Origin of the sequence: Carboxydocella sp. JDF658, assembly GCF_002049395.1 — a bacterium.
Lineage (GTDB): Bacteria > Bacillota.
This window is the reverse complement of sequence record NZ_BDLR01000101.1, coordinates 1-25,404: the sequence shown is the minus strand read 5'-3', so window position 1 is coordinate 25,404 and position 25,404 is coordinate 1. Positions and strand designations below refer to the sequence as shown.

29 protein-coding genes are annotated in these 25,404 nt (G+C 49.4%); 4 read left to right on the top strand and 25 right to left on the bottom strand.

Annotated features, from left to right (window positions below; all coding sequences use genetic code 11):
• Positions 1-58 precede the first annotated feature (58 nt).
• The 18 genes from ychF to JDF658_RS14870 all read right to left on the bottom strand — a co-directional run bounded on the left by ychF (position 59) and on the right by JDF658_RS14870 (position 15,974).
• A complete protein-coding gene (ychF, locus tag JDF658_RS11980; RefSeq protein ID WP_078666249.1) occupies positions 59-1,156 on the bottom strand; it encodes a redox-regulated ATPase YchF in 1,098 nt (365 codons plus the stop codon).
• A gap of 2 nt (positions 1,157-1,158) precedes the next feature.
• Complete coding sequence (locus JDF658_RS11975) at positions 1,159-1,353, bottom strand: DUF951 domain-containing protein (protein ID WP_078666252.1); 195 nt, start codon at positions 1,351-1,353, stop codon at positions 1,159-1,161.
• On the bottom strand, positions 1,328-2,176 hold the full coding sequence (locus JDF658_RS11970) for a mechanosensitive ion channel family protein (RefSeq protein WP_107754204.1): 849 nt from the start codon (positions 2,174-2,176) through the stop codon (positions 1,328-1,330). Before JDF658_RS11970 ends, JDF658_RS11975 begins: the two co-directional genes overlap by 26 nt.
• Entirely contained in the window at positions 2,177-2,797 is a 621-nt protein-coding gene (locus JDF658_RS11965; protein WP_078666248.1) for a hypothetical protein, read from the bottom strand.
• A gap of 15 nt (positions 2,798-2,812) precedes the next feature.
• Positions 2,813-4,204 (bottom strand): aminopeptidase, encoded by a 1,392-nt coding sequence (locus tag JDF658_RS11960; RefSeq protein WP_078666247.1) that lies wholly within the window; start codon positions 4,202-4,204, stop codon positions 2,813-2,815.
• Positions 4,205-4,296: 92 nt separating this feature from the next.
• On the bottom strand, positions 4,297-5,004 hold the full coding sequence (locus tag JDF658_RS11955) for a CvpA family protein (RefSeq protein WP_159446631.1): 708 nt from the start codon (positions 5,002-5,004) through the stop codon (positions 4,297-4,299).
• A gap of 139 nt (positions 5,005-5,143) precedes the next feature.
• Entirely contained in the window at positions 5,144-5,848 is a 705-nt protein-coding gene (locus tag JDF658_RS11950) for an ABC transporter ATP-binding protein (protein ID WP_079907800.1), read from the bottom strand.
• Entirely contained in the window at positions 5,848-6,618 is a 771-nt protein-coding gene (locus tag JDF658_RS11945; RefSeq protein WP_078666244.1) for an ABC transporter ATP-binding protein, read from the bottom strand. The genes JDF658_RS11950 and JDF658_RS11945 overlap by 1 nt, the downstream gene beginning before the upstream one ends.
• Complete coding sequence (locus tag JDF658_RS11940) at positions 6,599-7,594, bottom strand: branched-chain amino acid ABC transporter permease (protein ID WP_078666243.1); 996 nt, start codon at positions 7,592-7,594, stop codon at positions 6,599-6,601. Before JDF658_RS11940 ends, JDF658_RS11945 begins: the two co-directional genes overlap by 20 nt.
• A 12-nt stretch (positions 7,595-7,606) precedes the next feature.
• Positions 7,607-8,488 (bottom strand): branched-chain amino acid ABC transporter permease, encoded by an 882-nt coding sequence (locus JDF658_RS11935; RefSeq protein ID WP_107754354.1) that lies wholly within the window; start codon positions 8,486-8,488, stop codon positions 7,607-7,609.
• A 64-nt stretch (positions 8,489-8,552) separates the two neighbouring features.
• Positions 8,553-9,752 carry an ABC transporter substrate-binding protein gene (locus tag JDF658_RS11930; RefSeq protein WP_079907797.1) on the bottom strand — a complete coding sequence of 400 codons (1,200 nt, stop codon included), beginning with the start codon at positions 9,750-9,752 and terminating at the stop codon, positions 8,553-8,555.
• A gap of 258 nt (positions 9,753-10,010) precedes the next feature.
• The gene (gene hypB / locus JDF658_RS11925; protein ID WP_078666241.1) at positions 10,011-10,658 is read right to left on the bottom strand and encodes a hydrogenase nickel incorporation protein HypB; all 648 of its coding nucleotides are present in this window, start codon (positions 10,656-10,658) and stop codon (positions 10,011-10,013) included.
• On the bottom strand, positions 10,642-11,004 hold the full coding sequence (gene hypA, locus JDF658_RS11920) for a hydrogenase maturation nickel metallochaperone HypA (protein ID WP_078666240.1): 363 nt from the start codon (positions 11,002-11,004) through the stop codon (positions 10,642-10,644). Before hypA ends, hypB begins: the two co-directional genes overlap by 17 nt.
• Positions 11,005-11,133: 129 nt before the next feature.
• Entirely contained in the window at positions 11,134-11,685 is a 552-nt protein-coding gene (locus JDF658_RS11915; protein ID WP_159071982.1) for a cytochrome b/b6 domain-containing protein, read from the bottom strand.
• Positions 11,685-12,737 carry a hypothetical protein gene (locus JDF658_RS14505; protein ID WP_159446630.1) on the bottom strand — a complete coding sequence of 351 codons (1,053 nt, stop codon included), beginning with the start codon at positions 12,735-12,737 and terminating at the stop codon, positions 11,685-11,687. Before JDF658_RS14505 ends, JDF658_RS11915 begins: the two co-directional genes overlap by 1 nt.
• Positions 12,730-13,626 (bottom strand): hypothetical protein, encoded by an 897-nt coding sequence (locus JDF658_RS11910; protein WP_159071984.1) that lies wholly within the window; start codon positions 13,624-13,626, stop codon positions 12,730-12,732. The genes JDF658_RS14505 and JDF658_RS11910 overlap by 8 nt, the downstream gene beginning before the upstream one ends.
• 123 nt (positions 13,627-13,749) lie before the next feature.
• Positions 13,750-15,828: a sigma 54-interacting transcriptional regulator gene (locus JDF658_RS11905; RefSeq protein ID WP_079907795.1), complete on the bottom strand. Its 2,079-nt coding sequence runs from the start codon at positions 15,826-15,828 to the stop codon at positions 13,750-13,752.
• Positions 15,747-15,974 (bottom strand): 4Fe-4S binding protein, encoded by a 228-nt coding sequence (locus JDF658_RS14870; RefSeq protein WP_079907792.1) that lies wholly within the window; start codon positions 15,972-15,974, stop codon positions 15,747-15,749. Before JDF658_RS14870 ends, JDF658_RS11905 begins: the two co-directional genes overlap by 82 nt.
• 157 nt (positions 15,975-16,131) lie before the next feature.
• Between JDF658_RS14870 and yyaC the strand changes: the two genes are divergently transcribed.
• Positions 16,132-16,728: a spore protease YyaC gene (gene yyaC, locus JDF658_RS11895; RefSeq protein WP_078666236.1), complete on the top strand. Its 597-nt coding sequence runs from the start codon at positions 16,132-16,134 to the stop codon at positions 16,726-16,728.
• Here yyaC and JDF658_RS11890 read toward each other — a convergent pair.
• Positions 16,677-17,294, bottom strand: coding sequence for a phosphoribosyltransferase (locus JDF658_RS11890; RefSeq protein WP_078666235.1), 618 nt, complete (start codon positions 17,292-17,294; stop codon positions 16,677-16,679). The genes yyaC and JDF658_RS11890 overlap by 52 nt on opposite strands.
• Positions 17,295-17,345: 51 nt before the next feature.
• The gene (locus JDF658_RS11885; protein WP_078666234.1) at positions 17,346-17,828 is read right to left on the bottom strand and encodes a DUF4446 family protein; all 483 of its coding nucleotides are present in this window, start codon (positions 17,826-17,828) and stop codon (positions 17,346-17,348) included.
• 100 nt (positions 17,829-17,928) lie between these two features.
• Between JDF658_RS11885 and larE the strand changes: the two genes are divergently transcribed.
• Genes larE through larC form a run of 3 tightly spaced genes read left to right on the top strand, consistent with a single transcriptional unit; the run spans position 17,929 to position 20,658 of the window.
• On the top strand, positions 17,929-18,759 hold the full coding sequence (larE, locus tag JDF658_RS11880; RefSeq protein ID WP_143311997.1) for an ATP-dependent sacrificial sulfur transferase LarE: 831 nt from the start codon (positions 17,929-17,931) through the stop codon (positions 18,757-18,759).
• Positions 18,746-19,507, top strand: a complete 762-nt coding sequence (larB, locus tag JDF658_RS11875; RefSeq protein ID WP_078666232.1) for a nickel pincer cofactor biosynthesis protein LarB — start codon at positions 18,746-18,748, stop codon at positions 19,505-19,507. Before larE ends, larB begins: the two co-directional genes overlap by 14 nt.
• Complete coding sequence (gene larC, locus JDF658_RS11870) at positions 19,504-20,658, top strand: nickel pincer cofactor biosynthesis protein LarC (protein ID WP_079907789.1); 1,155 nt, start codon at positions 19,504-19,506, stop codon at positions 20,656-20,658. The genes larB and larC overlap by 4 nt, the downstream gene beginning before the upstream one ends.
• A gap of 34 nt (positions 20,659-20,692) precedes the next feature.
• Here the strand turns inward: larC and JDF658_RS11865 are convergent, their stop codons facing one another.
• The 5 genes from JDF658_RS11865 to JDF658_RS11845 form a co-directional block, all read right to left on the bottom strand.
• Positions 20,693-21,367 (bottom strand): DUF554 domain-containing protein, encoded by a 675-nt coding sequence (locus tag JDF658_RS11865; RefSeq protein WP_078666230.1) that lies wholly within the window; start codon positions 21,365-21,367, stop codon positions 20,693-20,695.
• 3 nt (positions 21,368-21,370) lie between these two features.
• A complete protein-coding gene (locus JDF658_RS11860; RefSeq protein WP_079907787.1) occupies positions 21,371-22,516 on the bottom strand; it encodes an aminotransferase class V-fold PLP-dependent enzyme in 1,146 nt (381 codons plus the stop codon).
• A gap of 93 nt (positions 22,517-22,609) precedes the next feature.
• Positions 22,610-23,548 (bottom strand): metal-dependent hydrolase, encoded by a 939-nt coding sequence (locus JDF658_RS11855; RefSeq protein WP_079907785.1) that lies wholly within the window; start codon positions 23,546-23,548, stop codon positions 22,610-22,612.
• Between the two features lie 120 nt (positions 23,549-23,668).
• A complete protein-coding gene (locus JDF658_RS11850; RefSeq protein ID WP_079907783.1) occupies positions 23,669-24,541 on the bottom strand; it encodes a ParB/RepB/Spo0J family partition protein in 873 nt (290 codons plus the stop codon).
• A complete protein-coding gene (locus tag JDF658_RS11845; RefSeq protein ID WP_079907781.1) occupies positions 24,534-25,295 on the bottom strand; it encodes a ParA family protein in 762 nt (253 codons plus the stop codon). The genes JDF658_RS11850 and JDF658_RS11845 overlap by 8 nt, the downstream gene beginning before the upstream one ends.
• Positions 25,296-25,404 lie beyond the last annotated feature (109 nt).

Below are 25,404 nucleotides of genomic sequence, written 5' to 3'. Positions count from 1 at the left end.
GGGCCCAGAGGCCTCATTTGGTAATTATACCAGATAATCTTGGGTTTGACAAGCATAATTAGACATTAAACCGGAAATAGACTACATCCCCATCCTGCATTACATACTCTTTTCCCTCCAGGCGTACCAGCCCTTTTTCCCGCGCCGCCGCCTGGCTGCCCGCAGCCATCAGGTCAGCAAAGGCTACCACCTCAGCCCGGATGAAGCCGCGTTCAATATCGGAATGGATTTTACCAGCTGCCTGGGGAGCTTTAGTGCCCCGGGTAATAGTCCAGGCCCGTACTTCCTGAACCCCGGCAGTAAAGAAAGTTATCAGCCCCAGCAGTTTATAGGCAGCCCGAATCAAGCGATCCAGTCCCGATTCCTCCAGACCCAGGGCTTCCAGAAAAGGTCCTTTTTCCTCTTCCGGCAGTTCAGCAATTTCCGCCTCAATCCTGGCGCAAATGGTTACCACCTCTGCACCTTCCTGAGCAGCATAATCCCGTACCTTTTGCACCAGCGGCAAATCCTCCCTGGTCAGGTCATCTTCCGCCACATTGGCGGCATATAAGACCGGTTTGGCTGTCAGGAGGTTCATCTCTTTCAAAACAGGCTGTTCTTCCTCACTGACTTCCACTGTCCTGGCACATTGGCCGGACTCCAGAGTCTCCTTAAGCCGGGTGAGAAATTCCACTTCCTGCTGGTATTTCTTCTCCCCGGTTTTTAACATTTTACGGGTGCGCTCTAGACGGCGTTCCACGGTTTCCAGGTCAGCCAGAATCAGCTCCATATTGATAGTATCAATATCGCGAATCGGGTCTACCTGCCCATCCACATGGGTTATGTTTTCATCTTCAAAACAGCGCACGACATGGATAATGGCATCCACTTCCCTGATATGGGAAAGAAACTTGTTGCCCAGTCCCTCTCCTTTGCTGGCTCCCCGCACCAGACCGGCAATATCCACAAACTCCACAGTAGTAGGCACAACCCGCTGGGGTTTAACCATTGCCGCCAGCTGCTCCAGCCGGGGATCAGGTACTTCTACTACCCCTACATTGGGATCAATAGTACAGAAAGGATAGTTGGCTGCTTCCGCCCCTGCTTTGGTAATTGCATTAAACAGGGTGCTTTTGCCCACATTGGGCAAACCCACGATGCCACAAGCTAATGCCATTTTTATTCAGCACCTCTTTCTATAAACTTCTTGATCGCTTTTTCCAGTTTAACCCGTTCCAGCCAGACCTGGTGGTTACAGCCCAGGCATTTCAGCCGGCAATCCGCCCCCAGGCGCAAAATCTGCCAGCGGTTGCTGCCACAGGGATGGGGTTTTTTTAATTCTACAATATCACCCTCGAGCAGTTTCAACACCATAGGGCCGGTTCTCCTCCTTCGTCAGTCCGCTCATAAACATCACCTGTTTGGGGTAGGGAATTTCCACCCCTTCCGCATTGAAGGCTTCCATCACCCGCCGTCGCAAAAGCCTTTCGATCTGAAATTGTTCCATAGGCCGTACCCGGGCAATGATGCGGATTACCACTTCCGATGGACCGAAGTTCTGCACCCCTAGCACCTGCGGCCCACTGACAATCAATTCCTTCTGTTCCTCTGCTACTTGCTGGCACACCCGTTCCAGCAAAGTTAATGCCCGGTCCAGGTCTTCTTCATAGGCAATGGGTACATCCACCGTAGCCAGCAGTGGACCGCGGTGGAAATTGGTGACCTGGTTAATTTGGCCATTGGGGATAATATGCAGCTGTCCACCGGCGTCCCGGATCTTGGTCACCCGTAAGCCCATATCTTCTACAAAACCCTGGACTCCGGCGGTTGAGATATATTCCCCTACAGTATACTGGTTTTCCAGGATAATAAAAAACCCGGTAATCACATCCCGGACCAGGTTCTGGGCACCAAAACCCACTGCCAGACCGGCAATTCCCGCTCCGGCCAGGATACTTCTGGTATCAAAACCGATGCGGTCCAGAATATTAATAATAACAAAAAAAATAACACTGTATTTTACCAGACTGTATAAAATCCCCCGCAAGGTCAAAGCCCGGCCTGAGCCCTTGATAAAGCGATTGATGCCAATGCGGCTCAGCCGTATGACCACCCAGGCACCCGCCAGGGTTAGCGCTATTGCCAGCCACATGTCCCAATTAGTTACCCACTGCACGAACCTTCCCCAGAAATTCACCTATCCCACCTCCTGCAACCGCGCCAGCCAGCTGCGGCGCAAACTATTGTCAGGTTGCTGTTCTATCCAGGGTAATAGCCACTCCTTTGCCTGGCAGGGCCACTGGTTGCCCTGCCGGCTGGCCCATTGCCAGATCTCCTCTGCTCGCTGCCAGTCCGGTTTTTGTTGCCAGTAATCCACCAGCAAAACGGCATAACGGTCATCCCCGTAAGCTGCTGCCAGGGAATAAAAGGCGGGACTGAGGGGAAGACCTGCTTTTTGCCAGTTCTGCAACCAGTCCAGGGCCAAACCGGCCCGGCCGGCCCAGTCCAGCAAGCGACTTTGCCCCAGCTTGTCGGTGTAAGGCAACCTGGACCAGAGGATTGCGGCTAATTCCTCCCGGCCGGGAAAGGCCAGCAAAGCTTCCATGGCTTCTAAAGCCTGCAAGGGGTCTTTACCGCAAAGCATGGCCAGAACCGGTTCCAGACCGGCCAGATCCCCCTGACCCAGCAGGGCCAGGGCAGCTTGCCTTTGCTGTCTTTCACTGCCTGTCTGCAGTAGTTGCCGCCAGTCAGGTTCCGGCGGGTTTACCGTTTCCGATTTCTTCTGACCCTGCCACCATTTTTTCAGCCAGTCCCACATGGGCTTTACCTCCTGTTACTGGCCTGCTTTACGGTAAAACGCCTTGTAGCCTTCATAAGCAGCAAATATATCTACCTTGCTGGCAACCTCAAAAGGTGAATGCATAGAAAGCAGAGCTACACCGCAGTCCAGCACATCCATTCCCGTTTCAGCCATGAATTTGGCAATGGTGCCACCACCGCCTACATCTACTGCGCCAAGCTCTCCCACCTGCCAGGGCACATCGGCCTCGGAGAAAATTTGCAAAACCCGGGCCACAAATTCGGCATTAGCATCACTGGTACCGCTCTTGCCGCGCGCCCCCGTGTACTTGGTCACCACCAGTCCCTGCCCCAGACGGGCAGCATTATATTTGTCCACTACGCCTTCAAAGTTGGGGTCTACCGCCACACTGACATCGGCGGAAAGGGCCCGGGAATTGGCCAGTGCCCTTCGGAGCAGAATTTCATTGTAAGGCTGGCTCTGGGCATTGATCAGTTCTGCCACCATATTAGCAAAAAAAGCTGCCGTCATCCCGGTATTGCCGGTACTGCCGATTTCCTCTTTATCCACCAGCAAGGCTACAGCTGTATATTCCGGAGTTTCCGCCAGGTCCCGCAAGGCAGCCCAGGCTGTCCAGGCACAAACCCGGTCATCCTGACCAAAACCGCCGATCAGGCTGCGGTCCAGGCCCACTTCCCGCGCCGGACCAGCCGGGACCGCTTCCAGTTCCGCCCGGGCAAAATCCTCAGGTTCGATACCATACTGCTCCTTTAAAATCTTGAGCAGGGCAGCCTTGACCCTTTCCTTGGCCTCCTTATCTTCACAGGGAATGCTGCCTACCAGCAAGTTCAGCCCTTCGCCACTGATCACCTCTGCTGCCTTTTTCTCCATCTGTTTGGCTGCCAGATGCGGCAACAGGTCAGTGATGGTGAATACCGGGTCTTCTCCTTTTTCCCCGATAACTATCTGCAGGCGCTGTCCACTGCGGGTAAAGACCACGCCATGTAAAGCCAGAGGCAGAGCTACCCACTGATATTTTTTAATACCACCATAATAGTGGGTTTTCAGCCAGCCCAGTTTTTCCGCTTCATAGAGGGGATTGGGCTTTAAATCCAGCCGCGGCGCATCCAGATGGGCACCGATGATATTCAGTCCCTTTTCCAGGGGCTGCTGGCCGATAATAGCAGCAATAAAGGCTTTTTCACGGTAATTTAAATAAACCTTGAGTCCAGGCGTAACCTTTACTTCCCCGTTCATGACCAGGGCCAGGGGCACAAACCCGGACTGGACAGCTTCAGTTTCAAGATAAGCAACTGCTTCCCGTTCAGTTTTCCCTTCGGTTAAAAAACGAAGATATTCCTGATTGACCTGCTCAATCTGTTGCCTTTTATCAGCGTATATGTCCCAGGCATTGGCAAAATCCATGTTCTTCACCCCATTATAAATTTGTTTTCTGGCAACAATACTATTCTATCCCAAAAAGACCAGAAAAAAAAGACGGAACCCTCGATTCCGCCTTAAAATCCCCCGAGAAATTGTTTGAGGTTATTCAAAATCATTGAACTATTTACTGCTTTAAAGAATTCTGCCAGAGCGCCTGTTTTTTCCTGAGCAACCAGGGGCGCCATGGGAGCCAGTACCAGCAAAAAGATGGCCAGCCCCAGGGTGCTTTTGGCCAGGCCAGCAGCTCCGCCAGCCAGCCGATTGATTAACCCCAGGGGGGTCGCATCCATCAGCTTGCCCAGCATCCTGGCAGTAAGGCGGACAAGAGTAGTCACCCCGATAAACAGCAAGCCAAAAGCTATCCCTTCCACCAGGGCCAATCCCACCATGCGATACACCGCTTCCGCCGCATTGTGAACCAGAGGATCCTGAGTGGCCTGGCCCAGCTGAGCCAGCAAGTGTTCAAATTGTCCTTTGGCCGCCGGGTCCTTGACCAGCTGGTTAATGGCGGTCTGCATGGTGGAGGTGGAAATTTTTGCTGCCGGCAGGGCATATAGCTCCCGGGGTACCGGCAGGATTTTTTGTAACAGGGCCAGCCAGGCGGGACTGTCTTTCCACTGCTGAAAGAGCATATTTCCCAGTTGCCGGTAATAGAGAAAACCGGCCAGCATCCCCAGTCCATAACCAACCAGCCCGGCCAGAGTTTGTAAAAAGCCGCGCCGCAGGCCCTGGATCAAACCATAGAGCAGAAAGATTGCCAAAATGATATCTAACCAGTTCAAAGGCCTCACTCCCATTTTATTGGATGAAGTTATATTCGTTTTCAAACGGTGTAACTCCTGCTTTTTTCAATCCTTGTTTTACTACATTTTCTTAACATTTAAAAACCCGCCCTAAATAAAGGGCGGGTTTTTGCTTGCCTTAACCACCAAGATAAGCTTTTTTAACCTCTTCACTTTGGGCCAGTTCCTGAGCCGGACCGCTCAGTACGATCTTACCGGTTTCCAGCACATAGGCCTTATGGGCAATGGACAGGGCCATATGGGCATTCTGCTCTACCAGCAAGATGGTGGTACCGGTAGCATTAATATCCTTGATAATATTAAAGATCTCCTGCACCAGAATCGGGGCCAGACCCATGGAAGGCTCATCCAGCAATAATACCCGGGGCCGGGACATGAGGGCCCGTCCCATCGCCAGCATTTGCTGCTCCCCACCGGAGAGGGTCCCAGCCAGCTGCTTCAACCGTTCCTTCAAACGGGGGAAGCGTACAAACACCTTCTCCATATCTTCCTGGATACCCTGCTTGTCATTGCGCAGGTAGGCTCCCAGCTCCAGGTTTTCCAGCACGGTCAGGTTGGCAAAAACCCGCCGGCCTTCCGGTACCTGGGAAATCCCCATTTTCACGATATCGGGAGCTTTTTTACCGGTGATATTCTGCCCTTCGAAGTAGATAGCTCCGGATTTGGGTTTGAGCAAACCGGAGATGGTTTTCAGGGTTGTACTTTTGCCCGCCCCGTTGGCACCGATCAAAGTCACGATTTCCCCTTGGTTTACCTCCAGGGAGATCCCCTTGAGAGCGTGGATTGCGCCATAATAAACATCGATATTCTCTACTTTTAGCATCAATGGTGGACCTCCTCTCCCAGATAGGCTTCAATAACCTTGGGATTATTCTTGATTTCAGCCGGGGTGCCATGGGCGATTACGGTGCCATAGTCCAGCACATATATGCGTTCACAAACATTCATTACCAGGCTCATATCGTGTTCGATCAGCAGAATCGTCAAGTGGAACTGGTCCCTGATCCACTTGATCATATTCATCAGTTCCAGAGTTTCCTGCGGGTTCATCCCGGCTGCCGGTTCGTCTAGAAGCAGCAGCTTGGGCTGAGTGGCCATGGCCCGGGCGATTTCCAGCCGCCGCTGTTCCCCGTAGGGAAGGTTTTTGGCCCTTTCATTAACCCGGTGCTCCAGCTTGAAGATTTTTAAAAACTCCATGGCCTTTTCCCGCATTTCTTTCTCACCCTGAAAATGCCGGGGAGTGCGTAAAATGGAATCCAGAACGGAATGTTTGGCATGGAAATGATAGGCGATCATAACATTTTCCAGAACAGAGAGCTCTCCGAACAGCCGAATGTTCTGGAAAGTCCGGGCCATACCGGACTGGGTAATCTGATAGGGCTTCATGCCCACAATGCTTTTGCCATCAAAAAGGATATCCCCTTCAGTGGGTTTGTAAACCCCGGTCAGGAGGTTAAAGACCGTAGTCTTACCGGCACCATTGGGCCCGATCAAACCGATAAGTTCCCCTTTGTTCAGGTAAAGATTGCAGTTGGAAACCGCTTTCAGACCCCCGAACTGAATGGTGAGATTTTTAGTTTCCAGCAAGGCCACGACTATCACCTCTGTCTTTCTTGAAGATATCCAGGCTGAGTTCCTTGTTACCCAGCAAGCCCTGGGGTCTGAACAGCATGGTTATAATCAACACGATAGAATAGATAATCATGCGCAACTCGGGGTAGTCGGCCAGATAAGCGGAAATCAGAGTAACAAATACCGCTGCTGCAGCTGAGCCAGACAAACTCCCCAAACCGCCTAAAACTACATAAACTAGAATTTCGAAGGACTTGAGAAAACCAAAAGAGTTGGGATGCACGATGTAGAAGTAATGGGCGAACAGGCCACCGGCCAGCCCGGCAAAGAATGCACCCATGGTAAAAGCCATAACCTTATATTTGGTGATATTGATTCCCATGGACTCTGCGGCAATCTCGTTTTCCCGGATGGAGATACAGGCCCGGCCATGGGTAGACCAGAGGAAGTTTTTGATCACTACATAGGAACCTACGCAAATCCAGAAGACCCAGTTAAAAGTACTGTATGGAGGAATCCCCATAAACCCGGAAGCTCCACCCACATAGGGGATGTTCAGAATCATAACCCGAATGATTTCCCCCATCCCCAGCGTGGCGATGGCCAGGTAGTCCCCTTTTAAACGCAGGGTGGGCATACCGATGATAAAACCGATAAGCGCCGCTGCCAGGGAACCCGCCAGCAAAGCGATTACAAACAGCAGCCACTGGGGGATAGCTACACCAGCAGCAGCCCACTGAGGAGCCAGCTTAACTGTAATGACTGCGGAAACATAACCACCTACAGCCATAAAACCGGCATGACCGATGGAAAACTGACCGGTAAAACCATTGATCAGGTTTAAGCTAACAGCCAGTATAATGTTAATTAATGCAGTAACCACAATCCGCTGCCAGTAGGGACCGATAATCCCCTGGTTAAACAGGAAGGTAAAAGCCAGCCAGACAGCGGTCATAATCCCGGCGGTAGTCAGAGTTTTGGTCCAGTTCATCTTCATCTGTTATATCACCTACACTTTCTCCCGCACGTGCTTGCCCATAATACCGGAGGGCTTGACCAGCAAGATAACGATCAAAATCAGGAAGGCCACAGCGTCCCGATAGGTGGACTTGAAGAAACCGCTAACCATGGCTTCAGTAGTGCCCATCAGCAAACCACCGATAACCGCACCGGGAATGCTGCCGATACCGCCCAGAACGGCGGAAACGAAAGCCTTTAAGCCCGGCATAATCCCCATCAGCGGGTCGATGGAGTTATAGTAAATTCCCACCAGCACCCCGGCAGCAGCAGCAAGGGCTGAACCAATGGCGAAGGTGACGGAAATGATATTATCCACGTTAATACCCATCAGGGCAGCTGCTTCGGTATCATGGGAAACCGCACGCATAGCTTTTCCGGTTTTTGTACTGTGTACAAACCACTGTAAGGCCAGCATCAACACAATAGAAATAGCCAGAATCCAGATCTGCTGGTTGTTGACCACCAGCCCGCCCAGGTTATAGGTATGCTCACTCAATAAACCGGCAGGATAAGTCCGGGGCTGCGGGGTAGCCACATACATAGTGCCATATTCAATAAAGAAGGAAACACCGATAGCAGTAATCAAGACCGCAATCCGCGGTGCATGCCGCAAGGGCTTGTAAGCCAGTTTTTCAATGGTAACCCCGATCAGGGCACAAACCAGCATAGCCAGCAAAATCGCCGGAATCAGCGGCAAATGCAAGTAGGTAGTAGCCAAAAAGCCGGCAAAAGCGCCTAACATGTAAATATCACCATGGGCAAAGTTAATCAGACGTATAATACCATAAACCATGGTATAACCGAGTGCGATCAAAGCATAGATACTTCCAAGAGAAATGCCATTTATCAATTGCTGTAAAAATTCCAAGATTTTCACCCCTTTGACTTACATAGGGATGAGGGGGCAAACACCCCCTCATCCTGGTTATTCTACCTTAGGGATTAACTTTTGTTCTAAAGACCTGTTTGCCATCCTTCATTTCCAGAATAGCAGCGGCTTTAATCGGGTTATGCTGTTCATTCAGAGTGATGGTACCGGTTACTACCTTCAGGTCCTTGGTAGCAGCCAGAGCTTCTTTGATCTTGGCGGGATCGGCAGCGCCAGCCCGTTCAATAGCATCAATCAGCATCAGAGCAGCATCATAACCCAGCACAGCCATGGAGTCAGGAACCTGACCGTACTCTTTCTTATACTCTTCCACAAACTTCTGAACTTCCGGATCGGGGTCAGTAGCAGCATAGTGGTTGGAGAAGTAAGTGCCATTTAACGCTTCAGCGCCAGCGATATCCACCAGTTTGGGGCTATCCCAGCCATCGCCGCCCATGAAAGGAACAGTAATGCCCAGCTCCCGGCCTTGCTTTATAATCTTACCTACTTCTTCGTAGTAACCGGGTACATAAATTACATCAGGGTTTTTGCCCTTGATTTTAGTCAGAACAGCTTTAAAGTCGGTGTCCTTCTGGACATAGCCTTCTTCAGCTACAATGGTGCCACCATTCTTGGTAAAGGCTTCTTTGAAGAAAGAAGCCAAACCTTTACTGTAGTCAGAGCTGGTATCGATCATGATGGCAGCAGTCTTAGCACCTAAGTCCTTGGTAGCGAAGTTAGCCATCACTGTACCCTGGAAGGGGTCGATGAAGCAGGCCCGGAAAACCCATTCATTAACCTGGCCGTTCTCGTTTACCGTTACCTTAGGGTTAGTAGCCGAAGTAGACAACAGCGGAACTTGAGAAGCAGTTACCACCGGCACTGCTGCCAGGGTGTTACTGGAAGTAGTAGCACCTAGAATGGCCACAACCTTGTCCTGGTTGATCAGTTTGGTAGTGGCATTGGCAGACTCGGCAGGTTCGGATTTGTTATCCGCAACCACCAGTTCTAACTTCTTACCGCCCAGAACACCGCCAGCTTCATTCTTCTTTTTGAAAGCCAGCTTAATACCATTGACAGCAGCCTGACCAAAGGTAGCTACACCACCTGTGGTTTCGAAGTTACCGCCGATTTTAATGACATTATCAGCAGAACCAGAGCCGCCTTCCTTTTTCTCCCCGCCGCCACTGTTACCGCCGCAACCGGTGGCTACCAGGGACAATGCCAACAAACCAGCCAACACAGCACTTGCCTTTTTCTTCAGCATTCTTTTTCCCCCTTTTGTTTTTTTTACCCGACCTTAGACTGCCCTGTTTTCTCCTGAAAAGAAAAACAGGAGCAAACCTGCAGAATAAGGCCAACCTCGTCGCCGTCCTGCTGTCCTGCCCCCTTCGTTACAACATTGTAACTGTTGTATATAACCTTTCTACTGGCAGCTTTATTATATAATTTTTGAGTTAAAACTGTCAACAAAATTTTTTATTTGTCTCTTCTTTTCTATAACAGAAGGACATGCGCCCTTCGATTAGGCACCTGTCCTTCTGAATAGCCAATCAATCCACTCCTGCAAACCTTCCCCGGTCCGGCAGCTAACCGGAAAGATTTTAATATCTGGATTGATGGATAGTATATCTCTTGTAAGGCTCTCCATATTGCAATTACAAAAAGGCAAGAGATCGATTTTGTTGACAACAACCGCTTCCGATTCCCGGAAAATCAATGGGTATTTGAGAGGCTTATCATCCCCTTCAATTACACTCAGGACAGCCACTTTTGCATCTTCCCCCAGCTGAAATTCCACCGGGCAGACCAGATTGCCTACATTTTCTATAATCAGCAGATCAAGATTGTTTAAATCAAATCGGGGTAAGACTCTTGCTACCATTCTGGCATCCAAGTGACAGGCTCCTTCGGTATTGATTTGTACCACTGGGATTCCGTGCGCCTCAATGCGCTCAGCATCTTTACTGGTATAAATATCCCCTTCGATCACCGCCAGGCGCAATTTATTTTTAAGTTCAGCGATGGTGCGTTCCAGCAGAGTAGTTTTTCCTGCCCCCGGTGAGCCCATGAAATTGAATACCTTAACACCTGCGGCCCGGAAGTTCTGGCGGTTTAATTCAGCTTGCTGGTCATTGCTGATCAGGATATCGGTTTTAATCTCTATTTTCATCATCTTCTACCTCCAAACTGCTGACCCTTAACTCCCGGCCAGCGGTGATTTCCGTTCTGGGACTTTGACAGTCAGGACAAAGGGCGACAAAACTGCCGGTCGTTCTCCCTTGCCAGCCACACTCCTGACATTTTAACACTACCGGTATCTCAATGATTTCCAGTTCTGCTCCCTCACATACCGTTCCCCTGGCAAAGGCTGCAAAGCACATTTGCAGGGAATCAGGCAGAGCATGGGTCAATTCTCCCACTTCCATGGTTACTCTGGTTACTTTTTTGCCGGGATGTTCAGCCATAACTGCAGTGATGATTTCAAAAACCCCCGCCATCAAGGCCATTTCATGCATATTTTCGCCTCCGTTTCCCATCCCCATTTTAATAAAAAAAAGACTTTGCTTCAATTCCCGAAGCAAAGCCCTTGGGGGGAAATATATGGACTGTATCTCCGGGGAAAGATACATAGTCCCTCAGTTAGTTTAGCCCCGGATAATGGTCTTGATGTTTTGCCAGCCACTTTGCAAAACCAGATAGAGATGGCCCAGCACAAACACCAGCATCACCCAGGTCAGCAGATAATGTATCAGTCGCAATCGGGCAAGATCCCCCAGGGCAAAAGCCACCGGAGCCAGGGCAGGCTTCAACAAAATGACTCCAGTAACCAATTGCCCTATGATGAGAAAGGGGAGGAGGGTGTAGGCTAGCTTTTGCCCGGGGTTGTATTTGCCCTTTTGGGGGTAGCTAGAAGTAAGAAATAAATAATATTTAAGCAGTTGTCTTAAATCTTTCATGTCCTGCCAGCGGAAAACCACCTGCCGCCATTCACCTGTGACCAGGGCGAATCCCCAGCGATAAAAGGTCGCTGCCACCAGCAGCCAGCCGGCTACCAGGTGAACGAGGCGGGCCCGATCCATCCCGGCAAACCAACCCTCCCAGAAGAGAGGATCATGTATATAAAACCCGGATAAAACCAGGAAACTGATAGCAGTTACATTCCACCAATGCACCAGGCGTACCGGAGCGGGATGCATTATAACCGCCTCCCTGTCGTTAAACTGACAGGGATGCCCCAGTCCCTGGCCAAAGCGTAAATGTCCGTTTCGGTAAGAATTCCCTGCCGCTGCCCTTCCAGCCAGAGGGAATTGAGCCATAGGTCAGGGGTAAGTAGCCGCGCAGCAGCAACTTTATTCCTTTCCAGCCTGAGCTGAAGCCCAGCTGGACCGGCCGGAGTTTCCAGAAAAAGCTGAAGTTCACCCTCACACCGTTCCGGCCAGCGACTGCCCATTTCACCTTTTCCCTGACCGAGTTCTGTTAGCAATTTATCCGCCTTTGGTAACATGACTTTCAGTTCAGTAAGCATTGCCGCCAGATAGCCCCGGTGGTGGTAGCCCTGTATCTTTTGCCGGGCCAGGGGGCCTATGAGACATACCCGGTCATCATAATACAGACCAGCGGGTTGTATCTTGATCCGGGACCAATCCAGCTCCTGTTCTTGGCCGTCAGCAACAACTTTTCCTCCTGCCATACCTTCTAAGTCCTGTGCTGCCAGCCAGACCTGACTCAGTTCATGCAATTTTTCTTCTTGAGGTAAGGGTAAAAAGCTTTCTGTTTTTTTCCTGGCCAGATAATCCCCCAGCCAATCCAGAGAAATTCTGATAAACCGCCACTGCTCGGTGGTTAAAGGAGCTCCTGCTCCTCCCACTGTTAGGCCACAACCCATAGGACTGCGTCCGGTTAGAACCGCCAGCACTCTATGGCATTGGGAGATTGCTACTAACCAGTTCGGATCGCGGTCTCGCCGCCAGAGACGAATACTGTGATAGATAAACCAGTCAAACATCCTGATTAACAGACGTTTTTTCTTGACTCCCGTACTCACTTCCAGTCCGGTTAATGTCTCGATAGCGGTTATACCCAGAAGGGTCAGGTTGTTGGCCAGCTCTCCCTGGGTTCGGGCCAGGAAAAAAGGCAGATCCAGCATATACTTATCCTGAAGCAAAGAATTACGAGGCGTCCTGGCTTGAATCCCTGCCTTTTCGGTAAACAGCACCGGAACAGCCAGACCTCTTTGCCAGTTAATCATCGGCCTTCCCTCCCCGTTTGCCTTTTTGCCAGAGGGAATAGCCATAATGGGCTGCAATTCCGGTCATGGCTGCCGTAAAAGCCAGTTTACCTACTGTTTCCGGCGTACTTTCGATTCCAGGCAGAGCCACCTGAGGCAACCTGGTAGTCAGAGGAGCGAAATTTTGTGGAAACCCGGGTTGTGTACACCCTATACAGGGTCCCCCGCCGCTGACACACCAGTTGGCCCCTTCATTCCACAAGCGCTGGGAACAATCAGCAAAGGTTATAGGACCTTTACAACCCAGCAGCAAATAACATCCCACTTCCCCCGGAGCCTGGGCAAACCGGCTGTTGTCAAAATACTGCCGGCGTGGGCAATTATCATGGATGGTACCGCCAAAAATCTCAAGCGGCCGGGCAAAATCATCCAGCTCTAGATTGCGTCCCACCTGCAAAGCGGTCAATGTGGACAGCAACCAGCCAGGTTTGGGTGGGCATCCCGGAATGGCTATCAATTTCTTCAGAGGAGCCAGATCGATTAGCCCCTGCCATTCTCGCTCCCCGCCGCCTTCCTTTGCCATTCCACCATAAGCAGCACAGGTACCGAAAGCCAGTATCCAGCGGGCCCTTTTCAACATTTCCTGCAGCTGCCTGTCCCCGGAATCAACCGCCCCTTCCACTATCAGTACATCCATCGCAGTTGGCTGCTCTTCCAGCCAGGGATGAACCCCTGGCGGGGCTTCTCCTGTCGCCAGCAGGGAGAGGACACAACCACCGCAGGAATTTCCGCGGTACCAGCCAATTAGGCCCAGACCAGGTTCATTGGCCCAGGCAAAATTCTCCCCTGCAGTAACAACCAGGGCTAGTGCCAGTAACTTGATAAATCTTCTTCTGTCAATTGTGTTCATGCAGTCACCTTCTTGATTTATAGCAATATTTATGCCAACAACTCCGGGCCTGCTAAACATCCGATTCCCCCTGAAATTGTTCTATTTGTTAACAATCAATTTGTATAATTTCTAATCATATGTTTAATTTTCAGACAACCAGCCAAATTCTTTTAATCGCAAATAGAGGGTTGCCCTTGGAATTCCCAGCAACTCTGAAGCTAAAACCTTGTTTCCCCCTGCTTCCGCCAGAGCTGCCTCTATCAATTCCTTTTCCAGTTCCCGCACCGCATCTTTTAGGGGTTTGATTTGCACCCTTCTTTTCGGTAAATCCTTCTCGAACAAGTAGGAGGGCAAATGTTCCGGTCTCACCACACTGCCTTCTGCCAGATACATGGAGCGCTCCAGGACATTTTCCAGTTCCCGAATATTACCCGGCCAGTGATAAGTCATCAGTAAATCCAGAGTCTCTTTGGCAATTACCTTTGGGGTAATCCCTTTTTCCCGGTACAGCTTTTCCCCAATTATATCGATCAGGCGCGGTAAATCCTTGATACGATCTCTCAGTGGAGGAATATGAATACCGATAACATTCAAACGATAATAAAGGTCCGCCCGAAAACGGCCTTCTGCTACCATCTTTTTTAAGTCCTGGTTGGTAGCAGCAATGATTCTGATGTCCACTTTAATGGATTTGGTTCCTCCTACCCTTTCTATAACCCTTTCCTGCAGAACCCGTAACAGTTTGGCCTGCATAGTCAGGGGTAAATCCTCGATTTCATCCAGCAACAGGGTGCCGCCATTGGCCAGCTCAAATTTGCCGGGTTTACCTCCTTTGCGGGCACCGGTAAATGCCCCTTCTTCATAGCCGAACAACTCCGATTCCAGCAGCATCTCCGGCAAAGCAGCACAGTTGATGGCAATAAACGGCCCATTGGCCCGCGGGCTTAAATAGTGGATAGCCTGGGCCAGCACTTCCTTACCTACTCCGCTCTCCCCGGTGATGAGAATGGTGGAATCGCTCTGGGCTGCCCTTTCGCTTAAAGCCTTGATATGGGCTACTTCCGGCAAATCCCCCAGAATTCTTTCCAGACTCAGCATCGGTTTGGCGCGATCCAAATTGCGCAAGCGATCTTTATAATATTCGATTTCCCCCTGGGATAAGTTGAGCAGGTAAGGCAAGCACATATGAATTTCCGCCAGTCCCTGATAAACCGCCCTGGCTTTTTCCCGGCAGGATTCATAACCACAGGCACCACAGTTCAACTCATCTTCCGGATTGATTTTCTGGGTAAATTTCAGGATCTCTCTGATATCATGCTCTGATGGTTCAGGCAAAGGCTGATACTTATTGATATAACGGCGGGAAAGGTCCAGACCGGCAACTTTTAAACCCTGAACTGGAGGCTGACTGGACCGTTGCTGGGAAAAAAGCAGACTTTTACGGCCATAAAACTCCAGGGGGCTGGCAATTTCAGGGCCATCTATACAACCGCGACAAAAAAGGATATCCAGAAATTTCCCGTTAAACTCTCCCCTTTTAACAGCCTGCAGTACTTTGAGACACTCATCTTTACCTTCAACCACAGCCAGTTCCAGGTTATAATCGCGACCTTTGATGCCCAGGTTGCGCAGCAATCCCCCCGAAACAGGAAACAACTCAGTCAAACTTTCCTCCCAGCTGAGGGGCGTTTTATAGATAGCTGGCCTGATTCCTTTTTCTTGCCAGATTTCCCGGATCTCCCTGAAGGTCAGCACTCCATCCAGCACTCCCACCAGATTTTCGTCCCTGGCCTCTTCTTTTTTAGCTACACAGGGCCCGATAAATACCACCCGGTTTTCCCGGTTTTGCAGTTTCAGGTATTTGGCCAGGGCCAGCACCGCTGAATCGATGGGAGCTAAATTGGGGATCAATTCCGGCATATGTTTCTGGATCAGCATCACTACCGCCGGACAATATGAACTGATCACTGTCGTTTTCTCTACCCGGGCCAGATATTCCCGATAAACCGGTACGGTCAATTCAATTCCTTTGGTAACCGGTTCAACCTCATTAAATCCAATTGCTTTTAAAGCCATGATTACCTGACCTACAGAAAACTCGGGAAAAGCCACCCGAAAGGAAGGGGCCAGAATAGCTATTACTGGCTGTCTGCGCTTTTTTCCAGCATTTCGCTGATTCGCTGCCAGTCGCTTTCTATTTGTTTGGCTTTTTGGGCACATATCCGGACACAATTACCGCAGCTGATACATCTTTCCGGCAAAATCTGGGCCTGCTTATCCGTTACTTTTATTGCTCTTACCGGACAATTGCGGATACAGGCATAACAGCTTTTACATTTTTCCTGGATAGTCTTAACAACGGCCATACCAATACCTCCGTACCTATGCACTACAATAATAATTCAACATATTCCTCCCTTTCCCTGCCTGGCTTGTATATTTTTTAGACAGACCTGCAGTTCAAGTATAAAAAGAGGGTAAATGGCGTATACTCTGATATAACTCTGTTTCAGGAGGTTACCCATGGAAAAACACAAAATCCACGTGGATGACCCTCTGGTTGTTGATAAACTCTCCCGCCTTTTGGTCCGGCAGCTGGTGGACCTGGTCTTGCCAGGTCAGCCCATATTAATACTTTGTATTGGTACCGATCGCTCCACCGGCGATGCCCTGGGGCCTCTGATCGGTACTCTTCTCAGCCAAAAACCCTGTCAGCCCTTCTGGATACTGGGTACCCTGGAAGAACCGGTTCATGCTGCCAACCTGGCAGAAAAACTCCAGCATATTTACAAAACCTGGCCCAATCCTTTCGTTATCGCCATTGACGCCTCTCTAGGCAATCTGGACAGCGTGGGTCATATAACCCTGGCCCGCGGTCCCCTGAAGCCAGGAGCAGGGGTAAATAAAAATCTGCCCCCGGTGGGGCAGATCCATCTTACCGGTATAGTTAATGTGGGCGGTTTCATGGAATATTTCGTTCTGCAAAATACCCGTCTGTTTGTGGTAATGAAAATGGCCCAGGCAATCAGTTCCGCTCTCTCCCTGGCCAGCAGGCTCTGGGTAAACTTTCAGGATAAATACCGCAATACCTCGTCTTCTTCCACCTGGGAAAAATCCTGATAAAACTGGCCAACAGCGTAGAAATCCGAGGGCGCTTTCAAATAGACTAACTGATCAACTAATGGCAGAAATTCTTCCAGTTTTTCTTCCGGCAACACGGGAATGGCCAGCCAGAGCTGAAGTAAAGGCTGTTCTTTTAGATAATTGACTATTACCTTGATGGTATAACCAGTAGCAATACCGTCATCAACCAGGATAACATCCCTGTCCTCAAAATCCTCAGCCCACCAGGGCAGGTATTTTTCTTTTTTCAATTCCCATTCAGTACGGGCCTTGCTGATAGCCATTTCCACCTGGCTATCGGTAAGGCCCGCTCTTTTGGCCAGCACCCAGTCCACTATTGCTTCTCCACCAGGAGTAATTGCTCCCATCGCCACTTCCTCATTCCGGGGCAAGCCGATCTTTTTACTAATAATCACCTTGAGGGGGGCCTCCAGTAATTCTGCCAGAGGAGCTGCGACCACAATGCCTCCCCGGGGCACCCCTACAACCAGGGGGTTAATCAGTTTTTTACCTTTAATTTTTTCCCTGAGCAGCAAGCCTGCTTCATAGCGGTTGACAAACATACCAGACCCCTCCCGGCCTAGTGTATCCCCGGCCGGTTACTTTCATACCCTTTATTCGCTTTTTCTGGGCGATAAAGCCAGGGCAATTGCCTCTTTTTCCTCATCAGTCAGAGGATAGCGGGATTGGCCATTTTTTAGCGGTTTGGCATAGGTACGGCAATCCTGCCGCCCATACAAACTGCTCAATACCACCCCGTCTCCTCGTTCATCCAGCAAAGCCACCGCAAAGCTGAGATCACTGCCCGTGTCTTCAAAAGCATTAAACCTCACCACTGCTTTATTTTGCAGGCAACGAGTTAAGGTAATTTGCTGTTTAATCTGTTTTTCCTTCAATTCATTCACCTGTTTTTCCAGGGAATCCAGCCGTTCGGCCAGCTGTTGTAAATATCCTACCAAATCCCTGCCTTCCGCAGATTGCAGGAATTTTTTCAAGACAGCTGTTTTACGATTGGTCAGAACCCAGAACAGTATCAACAAAATGAATAACAAGCCTTCAAACGCCCCGATCAGAAGCAAAATCTGGTTTAACTCCATCCCATATCCTCCTTCCTATATTTAAGAGTATACTATCATTGACTTTGCTGATGCAACATTTTACAATGTCAGCAGTAACATCTGGAGGAGGAACTTGGCTATGCAAGCTAAACTGAAACGTCTGCAACAGATATTGAAAGAAAATGGCAGCTGCCTGATCGCTTTTTCGGGAGGGGTTGACAGCACCTTCCTACTACAGGCAGCTTTGAAAACCCTGGGCCCGGATCAGGTTCTGGCGGTTACAGCTTTTTCCGAAACCTATCCGGAAAGGGAACGCCAGGCCGCGGTCCAGCTGGCCCGGCAACTGGGAGCCCGTCTGCTTACCGTGGAAACGGAGGAGTTAGCCGATCCCGAATTTGTGGCCAATCCCATTGACCGCTGCTATATTTGTAAAAAGGAACTATGGCATAAACTACAATCTATTCAGCAACAATACCAATTACAGGTGATTTATGATGGCGCCAATGCCGATGATGCCAGCGATTTTCGTCCGGGCCGCCGGGCTACCAGAGAGGCTGGAGTCATCAGCCCCTTGCTGGAAGCCGGTTTAACCAAGGAAGAAATCAGGCAGCTTAGCCGGGAATGGCAGCTGCCCACCTGGAACAAACCTTCTTTTGCCTGTTTGTCCTCCCGCTTCCCTTATGGTAGCCCTATTACCAGAGAAAAATTACTCCAAATCGATGCCGGGGAAAACTGGTTAATAGAGCAGGGTTTCCTGCCCTGCCGCGTCCGTCATCACGGTGAAATTGCCCGTCTGGAACTGGCTCCTGACCAGCTGGCCCGTTTGGTAACTGATGAAAATCTACGCCAGCAGTGTCTGGAGAAATTCAAATCCCTGGGTTTCACTTATATTACCCTGGATTTGCAGGGTTTTCGCAGTGGCAGTATGAATGAAAACCTGTCGGAGGAAGTGAAAAATGGATACAAATAAACTTCTGAACCTGTTTGAACAAATTCGTGATGGCTCTATTAGTCCCGAAGCAGCTCTGGACCAGCTCAGGGATTTACCCTTCCGCGACCTGGGCTTTGCCAAACTGGATTTTCATCGCCAGCTGCGGCAGGGCTTTCCCGAAGTAATCTTCGGTCAAAACAAAACCGCTAAACAGTTAATCAGGATCTTCAGCCATCTCAAGGAACATCACGGTACAGTGATTGCAACCAGAGTGAGCCGGCCTAAGGCGGAAAAGGTGCTTTCAGCCCTGCCGGAATTGACCTATCACCCTCAGGCCCGCTGTTTAACTTATGGTCAGCCCCAGCGCCCACGTAAACTGGGCACTATCGGTATTCTGGCGGCAGGAACCGCTGATCTGCCGGTAGCAGAAGAAGCAGCTCTCTGTGCCGAAATGATGGGTAACCCGGTGCAGAAGTTTTATGATGTAGGTGTAGCAGGCCTGCATCGCTTGCTCCATCTCCTGCCCCAAATTCGGCGCTGTAATGTTCTCATTTGTGTCGCCGGCATGGAGGGAGCCTTACCCAGTGTTATCGGCGGGCTGGTTAGCCAACCGGTTATCGCTGTACCCACCAGTGTGGGTTATGGTAGTCACTGGCAAGGCCTGGCACCCCTGTTAACCATGTTAAACAGCTGTGCTCCCGGCATCGGTGTAGTCAATATCGATAATGGTTATGGAGCGGCTGCCCTCGCCAATGCCATCAATCGTCTGGGGGGAGTAGAAACATGAGCGGTATCGGCCTTTATTTCCAATGCCCCACTGGAGCAGCCGGCAATATGCTGCTGGCCGCCCTGGTTGATTGCGGTGTACCAGTCTCCTGGCTGGAACAACAATTGAAGACATTACCCCTGCAGGGCTGGCAGCTGAACTGGCAGGAAAAAAAACACCACGGCCTTCGCAGTCTGCATTTAGAGGTGGATTTTCCAGAATCCCAGCCGCATCGGCACCTGCACCATATCGAGACTATGATCAGAGAGAGTGAACTGCCTGCCCCAGTTCAGGATCAGTCCATTGCCATTTTCCGCCGTCTGGCTGAGGCTGAAGCCAGGGTTCACGGTACTACTATTGAAAAGGTCCATTTTCATGAGGTGGGAGCCATTGATGCCATTATCGATATAGTAGGTTGTTGCCTGGCCCTATCTTATCTGCAACCCGCATTTATCGGCTGTTCTCCTTTACCGCTGGGGTCAGGAATGATTGAATGCCAGCACGGGCTAATTTCCGTCCCCGCCCCGGCTACGCTGGAACTGGTCAAGGATATACCTGTATACCAGGGAGAAGAGCAAGGAGAACTGCTTACTCCTACTGCGGCAGCAATCCTGGGTTATTTTGTTCAGGAATGGGGCGCCCTCCCTCCGGGCCGACCCCTGGCCTACGGGTATGGAGCCGGTAGCAAAACTTTAAAACAGCCCAACATTTTACGGGCCATCCTCTACCAGCCCCTGTCCGAGCTGACTACAGAAGATTTGTGGCAACTGGAAACAAATATCGATGACCAGCAACCGGAAACCCTGCCCGATGTGCTGGATAAACTGCTAGCCGCCGGCGCCAATGATGCCTGGTATACCCCGATATTGATGAAAAAGGGCCGCCCGGCCTTTACTTTAGGCTTGCTTTGCCCCGCGGAATCTCTGGGTCAGGTTGAACAAATCCTGGCGGAATCCACTACCTCTTTGGGCTGGCGCAAATGGCCAGTTAAACGCAGAGCCCTTCCTCGTCAGATTCAGGAAGTGGAAACCCGCTGGGGCATGATCAGATTCAAAGTTTCCGGCCAAAAAGCGGCTCCTGAGTATGAGGACTGCAAGCGTATTGCTGAAATAAGCGGTCAATCCCTGTTGAAAGTATATCAGGAAGCCTGGGCTGCCTACTGGCGTAGGTAATAATAAAACCCCCTTGACGGGGGTTTTTCATTATCTATTTTAGTAACATCAAGATAGCCGCAATCGGAATAGCCGGTAAAAGATTCCCAACCCGAATTGGCTTATAGCCCAGAATATTAAAGGCTATACCTACAATCAATAAGCCGCCGGTTACCGTCATACCATTTATAACAGCCTGAGAAAGAAAACCCTTAATCCAGCCGGCCAGTAAAGTAATCGCTCCTTGATAAACCCCTACGGAGAGGGCCGAAAGAGCCACACCCCAGCCCATGGTGGAGGCAAAAATAATGGCCGAGACCCCATCCAGCAGGCTTTTGGCTAACAGAGTATCATATTTGCCTGTTAATCCTTCTTCCAGAGAACCCATAATAGCCATAGCGCCAACACAATAAATCAGGCTGGCCGTCATAAAAGCAGCAGCAACCTTCCCTTCCCCCTGGGCTGCCATTTTGTTCTCCACCCAGCGACCGAAGGCCAGCAATTTTTCTTCGATTTCCAGCCAGCTCCCCAACCAGCCGCCAATGACCAGGGCAAAAATCACAATCAAAGTATCCGTCTCTTTGGCAGCCATTTGGGCCCCGATCAGGAGTACAGCCAGGGCCAGACCCTGCTGGATGGTATCAGCTATGTCCTTTTTAAAACTGCGACCCAGAATAATCCCGATAATAGTACCGGCGATAATCGCCAGTACATTGATAATCGTCCCCACTCCCTATGCTCCCTTCATCTCTTTAATTATGGTTTTAATTGCCTCGATTGTTTTATCTATATCTTCGTCTGTGTTAAACCAGCCCGGGCTGAAACGCACTGTTCCAATCGGAAATGTTCCCAGAGTTTTGTGGGCTTCCGGTGCACAGTGCAAACCGGTACGGCAGGCAATATTAAAGACCTTGTCCAGAATAAACCCTACTTCTGAAGTCTCTGCCCCTTTGATATTAATGGAAACCACCGGCAAACGTTCTTCGGCCGGCCCATACACGATAACTTCAGGCAAAGCTCTCAGACCGGCCAGCAATTTTTCTGTTAATGCCTGTTCCCGGGCATGGATCTGTTCTACTCCCGTTTTCAAAACGAATTCTACACCGGCACCCAGACCGAAAATCCCCGGAGTATTGGGAGTGCCGCTTTCCAGCTGGTCTGGCATTACTTGCGGCTGCTCCATATATTCCGAATGGGAACCAGTACCTCCGGTAACCAGTGGTTTTAGTTCAATCCCCTCGGCTATATATAAACCACCGGTGCCCTGGGGTCCATATAACCCTTTATGACCTGGAAAAGCCAGAATATCTATGTTCATCTTTTCTATATCCACGGGGATAACCCCTGCTGTCTGCGCCGCATCAACCATAAACTTGACCTGTCTGGACCGGCAAAGGGCTCCGATTTTTTCTATCGGCAAGATATGACCACTCACATTGGAGCCATGGGTTAGACAAACCAGGCGAGTATTGGGCTGAAAAGACTTCTCCAGTAAATCCAGATCAAATTCCCCGGCTTCATTCAGTCCGATTTTGGTCACTTTGACTCCTCTCTGGCTTAGATAATACAGGGGTCGAGCAACAGAGTTATGTTCTAAGGTAGAAGTGATTACATGATCTCCTGGTTGAAGGAGACCCAGTAAAGCCAGGTTTAGGGCATAAGTGGCATTCTGGGTGAAAGCAATCCGTAACGGGTTTTTGATATTAAACAACTTCGCTAATAAAACCCTGGTACGATAAATACCTCTACCTGCTTCTAATGCCATCTGATGCCCTGCTCGTCCCGGATTGGCCCCCAGTTCCTTCACTGCTTTGGTCATTGCCTCTGCTACCGACGGGGGTTTGGGCCAGGAAGTAGCTGCATTATCCAGGTAGATCACTTTGTATTTCCCCCCTTTTAAGCTGTATATATAGTATCATATCACATTTTGCCTCAATGATAAACCCGCCCGGGGTACGAGCGGGTTCAATGTTTATAAATTTATACAATTTTGCTCACTAAAGGGCTGAATCACCTGGGTTAGAGGCTGGCCCTGTTCGTTCAAAATCACAGTTGCCCGATGTAAATAGCGGTCACCCACTAAATAGCGCAGGTCATAGAGAACAAAAGCTTCCCGGTCTTGCCATCGTTCTCTGGTTATGGCATAAACAGGAGTCAAAAGGGTAAAGAATTTACCCGCTTCCGTTTCCAGAACTTTCTCTTTTATATCCCTTTCCACTTTATCAATTTCTTTAAAAATCACCTTTTTATCCGTATTCATCCACCAGCTACCACTGATGTATTGACTGGTAAATTCAGCCACAAAATCCCATTTCCACAATCCCCACATCGCTGGCATTACTATAATTTTATCCGGTTGCTGGCCTTTTACTCTGGATAGCCAGGTTCTAATTTTATTCTCTCCTATTTTGCGACAACAATAACGCACCACCATCCAGCCCGCAATGGCCAGCAGAGCAAATCTTGCCTGAAATGGCGAGGAATACACTAATCCCAGTACTCCCAGCAGCAAAATTATCGGATCAAACACCTGTACCAGATTAAATGAGATTTTTTTACTTCTACCAGGCTTGGTAAAATGGATACCATAGGAATTAAAAGCATCCATTAAGGTATGGCTAATTCCACCAATTAAAGCCCAAACCCAGGTCTGCCAGCTGATATCATCAAAAAATAAAGCCAAAAAACATGTAACCAGGCTGCTCCAGAGGATCAGGCCCACTGGCCCATGGGATTTACCCCGGTGATTTTCCAGATAGCTTAATTGCCCTTTGAGATGATAAACAATATCCAGGTCAGGTGCCATTGCCCCCAGTACTGATGCTATAAAAGCTGGTTCTGATAAACTGACAGCATTACCTGCCCCCAGTGCCACCAGTCCACCAATTACTCCATGAGTAAGTGGATCCATCTCCTCTCACCTTCTTTCTAATCACGCTAAATATTATAACATTCAGCTTTACTCCCTGAATAGACAAAATTTTTACCAAAAAAATAACACAGGTTTATCCCTGTGTTGATTTAAAATGTTTCACGTGAAACATTCCTCACCGGCTATTAATTCAATTATCCTCTGTAACTCCTCTTCCGAGTAATAAGCTATTTCGATTTTACCTTTATTCTCTTTTCCTTTTACCTTTACTCCTGTGCCCAGTTTTCTTTTTAAAATCTCCTCTATATCAACCAGTACAGCAGCCACTTTCTTTTCTTTCTTTTCCCTGGTCTGTTCACTTTTTTGCTGTCGGGGCCAGTTTTTTACCAGTTCTTCGGTCTGCCGCACTGAAAGACCTTTTTCAATCACCAGTTTCAAGGCCAGGTTCTGATCCTGTTCACTGTTCAAAGCCAGGAGGGCCCGCCCATGACCAGCAGTTATCTGCTCATCTCGTAAAGCTTTTCTAACCGGCTCCGATAATTGCAATAATCGCAGGGTATTGGCAATAGCCGAACGAGAACGGCCCAACCTCTGACTTAACATTTCCTGAGTATAATTGAATTCTTCCTGTAATCTCCTGATTGCCTCTGCCTCTTCCAGACAATTCAACTCTTCCCGCTGAATATTTTCCAGAAGGGCCAGTTCCAGAACCTGACCATCATCTACTGCCCTGATAATAGCAGGAATTGTCTCCTTGCCAAGATACCGATAAGCTCTTAATCTTCTTTCCCCGGCAATCAATTGATAACCATCACCGGTTTTTCTGACGATTATGGGCTGAATTAGACCACTCTTTTCAATGGATTTGGCCAGTTCCTCCAATCGAGCCTGATTGAATTCCTGCCGCGGTTGCCAGGGGTTGGTCGCTATCAAGGCAACCGGTATTTCATTAACCCCATTTTCCCGGGTTTCTTCTTCCTTGCGCCCGGGTATCAAAGCATTTAAACCTTTACCCAAGCCTTTTTTAGCCACGTTCAATCACTTCCTCTGCCAACTCTTGATACATTTCTGCCCCTTTGGAACGAGGATCATAGGTAATAATAGGCTGGCCATAGCTGGGGGCTTCACTTAGCCTAACATTACGGGGAATAATGGTTTTAAAGATTTTTTCCGGGAAATGTTTTTTTACTTCCTCTACTACCTGAAGCGAAAGATTGGTTCTGGCATCAAACATGGTACATAAAACCCCTTCAATCTGTAAATCCGGATTAAGGTGTTTTTGCACCAGCTCAATAGTATTTAATAATTGACCTAATCCCTCAAGAGCATAATATTCACACTGGATGGGTATTAAAATACTATCAGCTGCTGTCAAGGCATTTAAGGTCAATAGCCCTAGACTGGGAGGACAATCAATAATAATATAATCGTACTTATCCCTGATTTTTTCCAGAGCCTTTTTCAGTTTGCTCTCTCTGCCAATCATGGCCACCAGCTCAATCTCCGCCCCAGCCAGTTGAATGGTAGCCGGAACCACTTCCAGATTGGCAATTTCGGCAGGCAAAGCCGCATGCAACAATGGCAAGCCATTAATAATAACATCATAGATGCAAACATCCAGTTTATCTTTATCCACTCCCAAACCGGAACTGGCATTTCCCTGGGGGTCAATATCAATTAACAGCGTTTTTCTGCCCTTCACTGCCAGACAGGCACTTAAATTAACGGCAGTAGTAGTCTTAGCTACCCCGCCCTTTTGATTGGCAATAGCGATAACTTTGCCCAAAGCTCTCCACCTGGTTCAAAAAACTTGACTATTTTTATTTTCAGTCAAGTCGGCCCCCAGACCAGGCTTTCGCCTCCTTTCCGAATACTTGATTTGCCCCCGCGGGGCA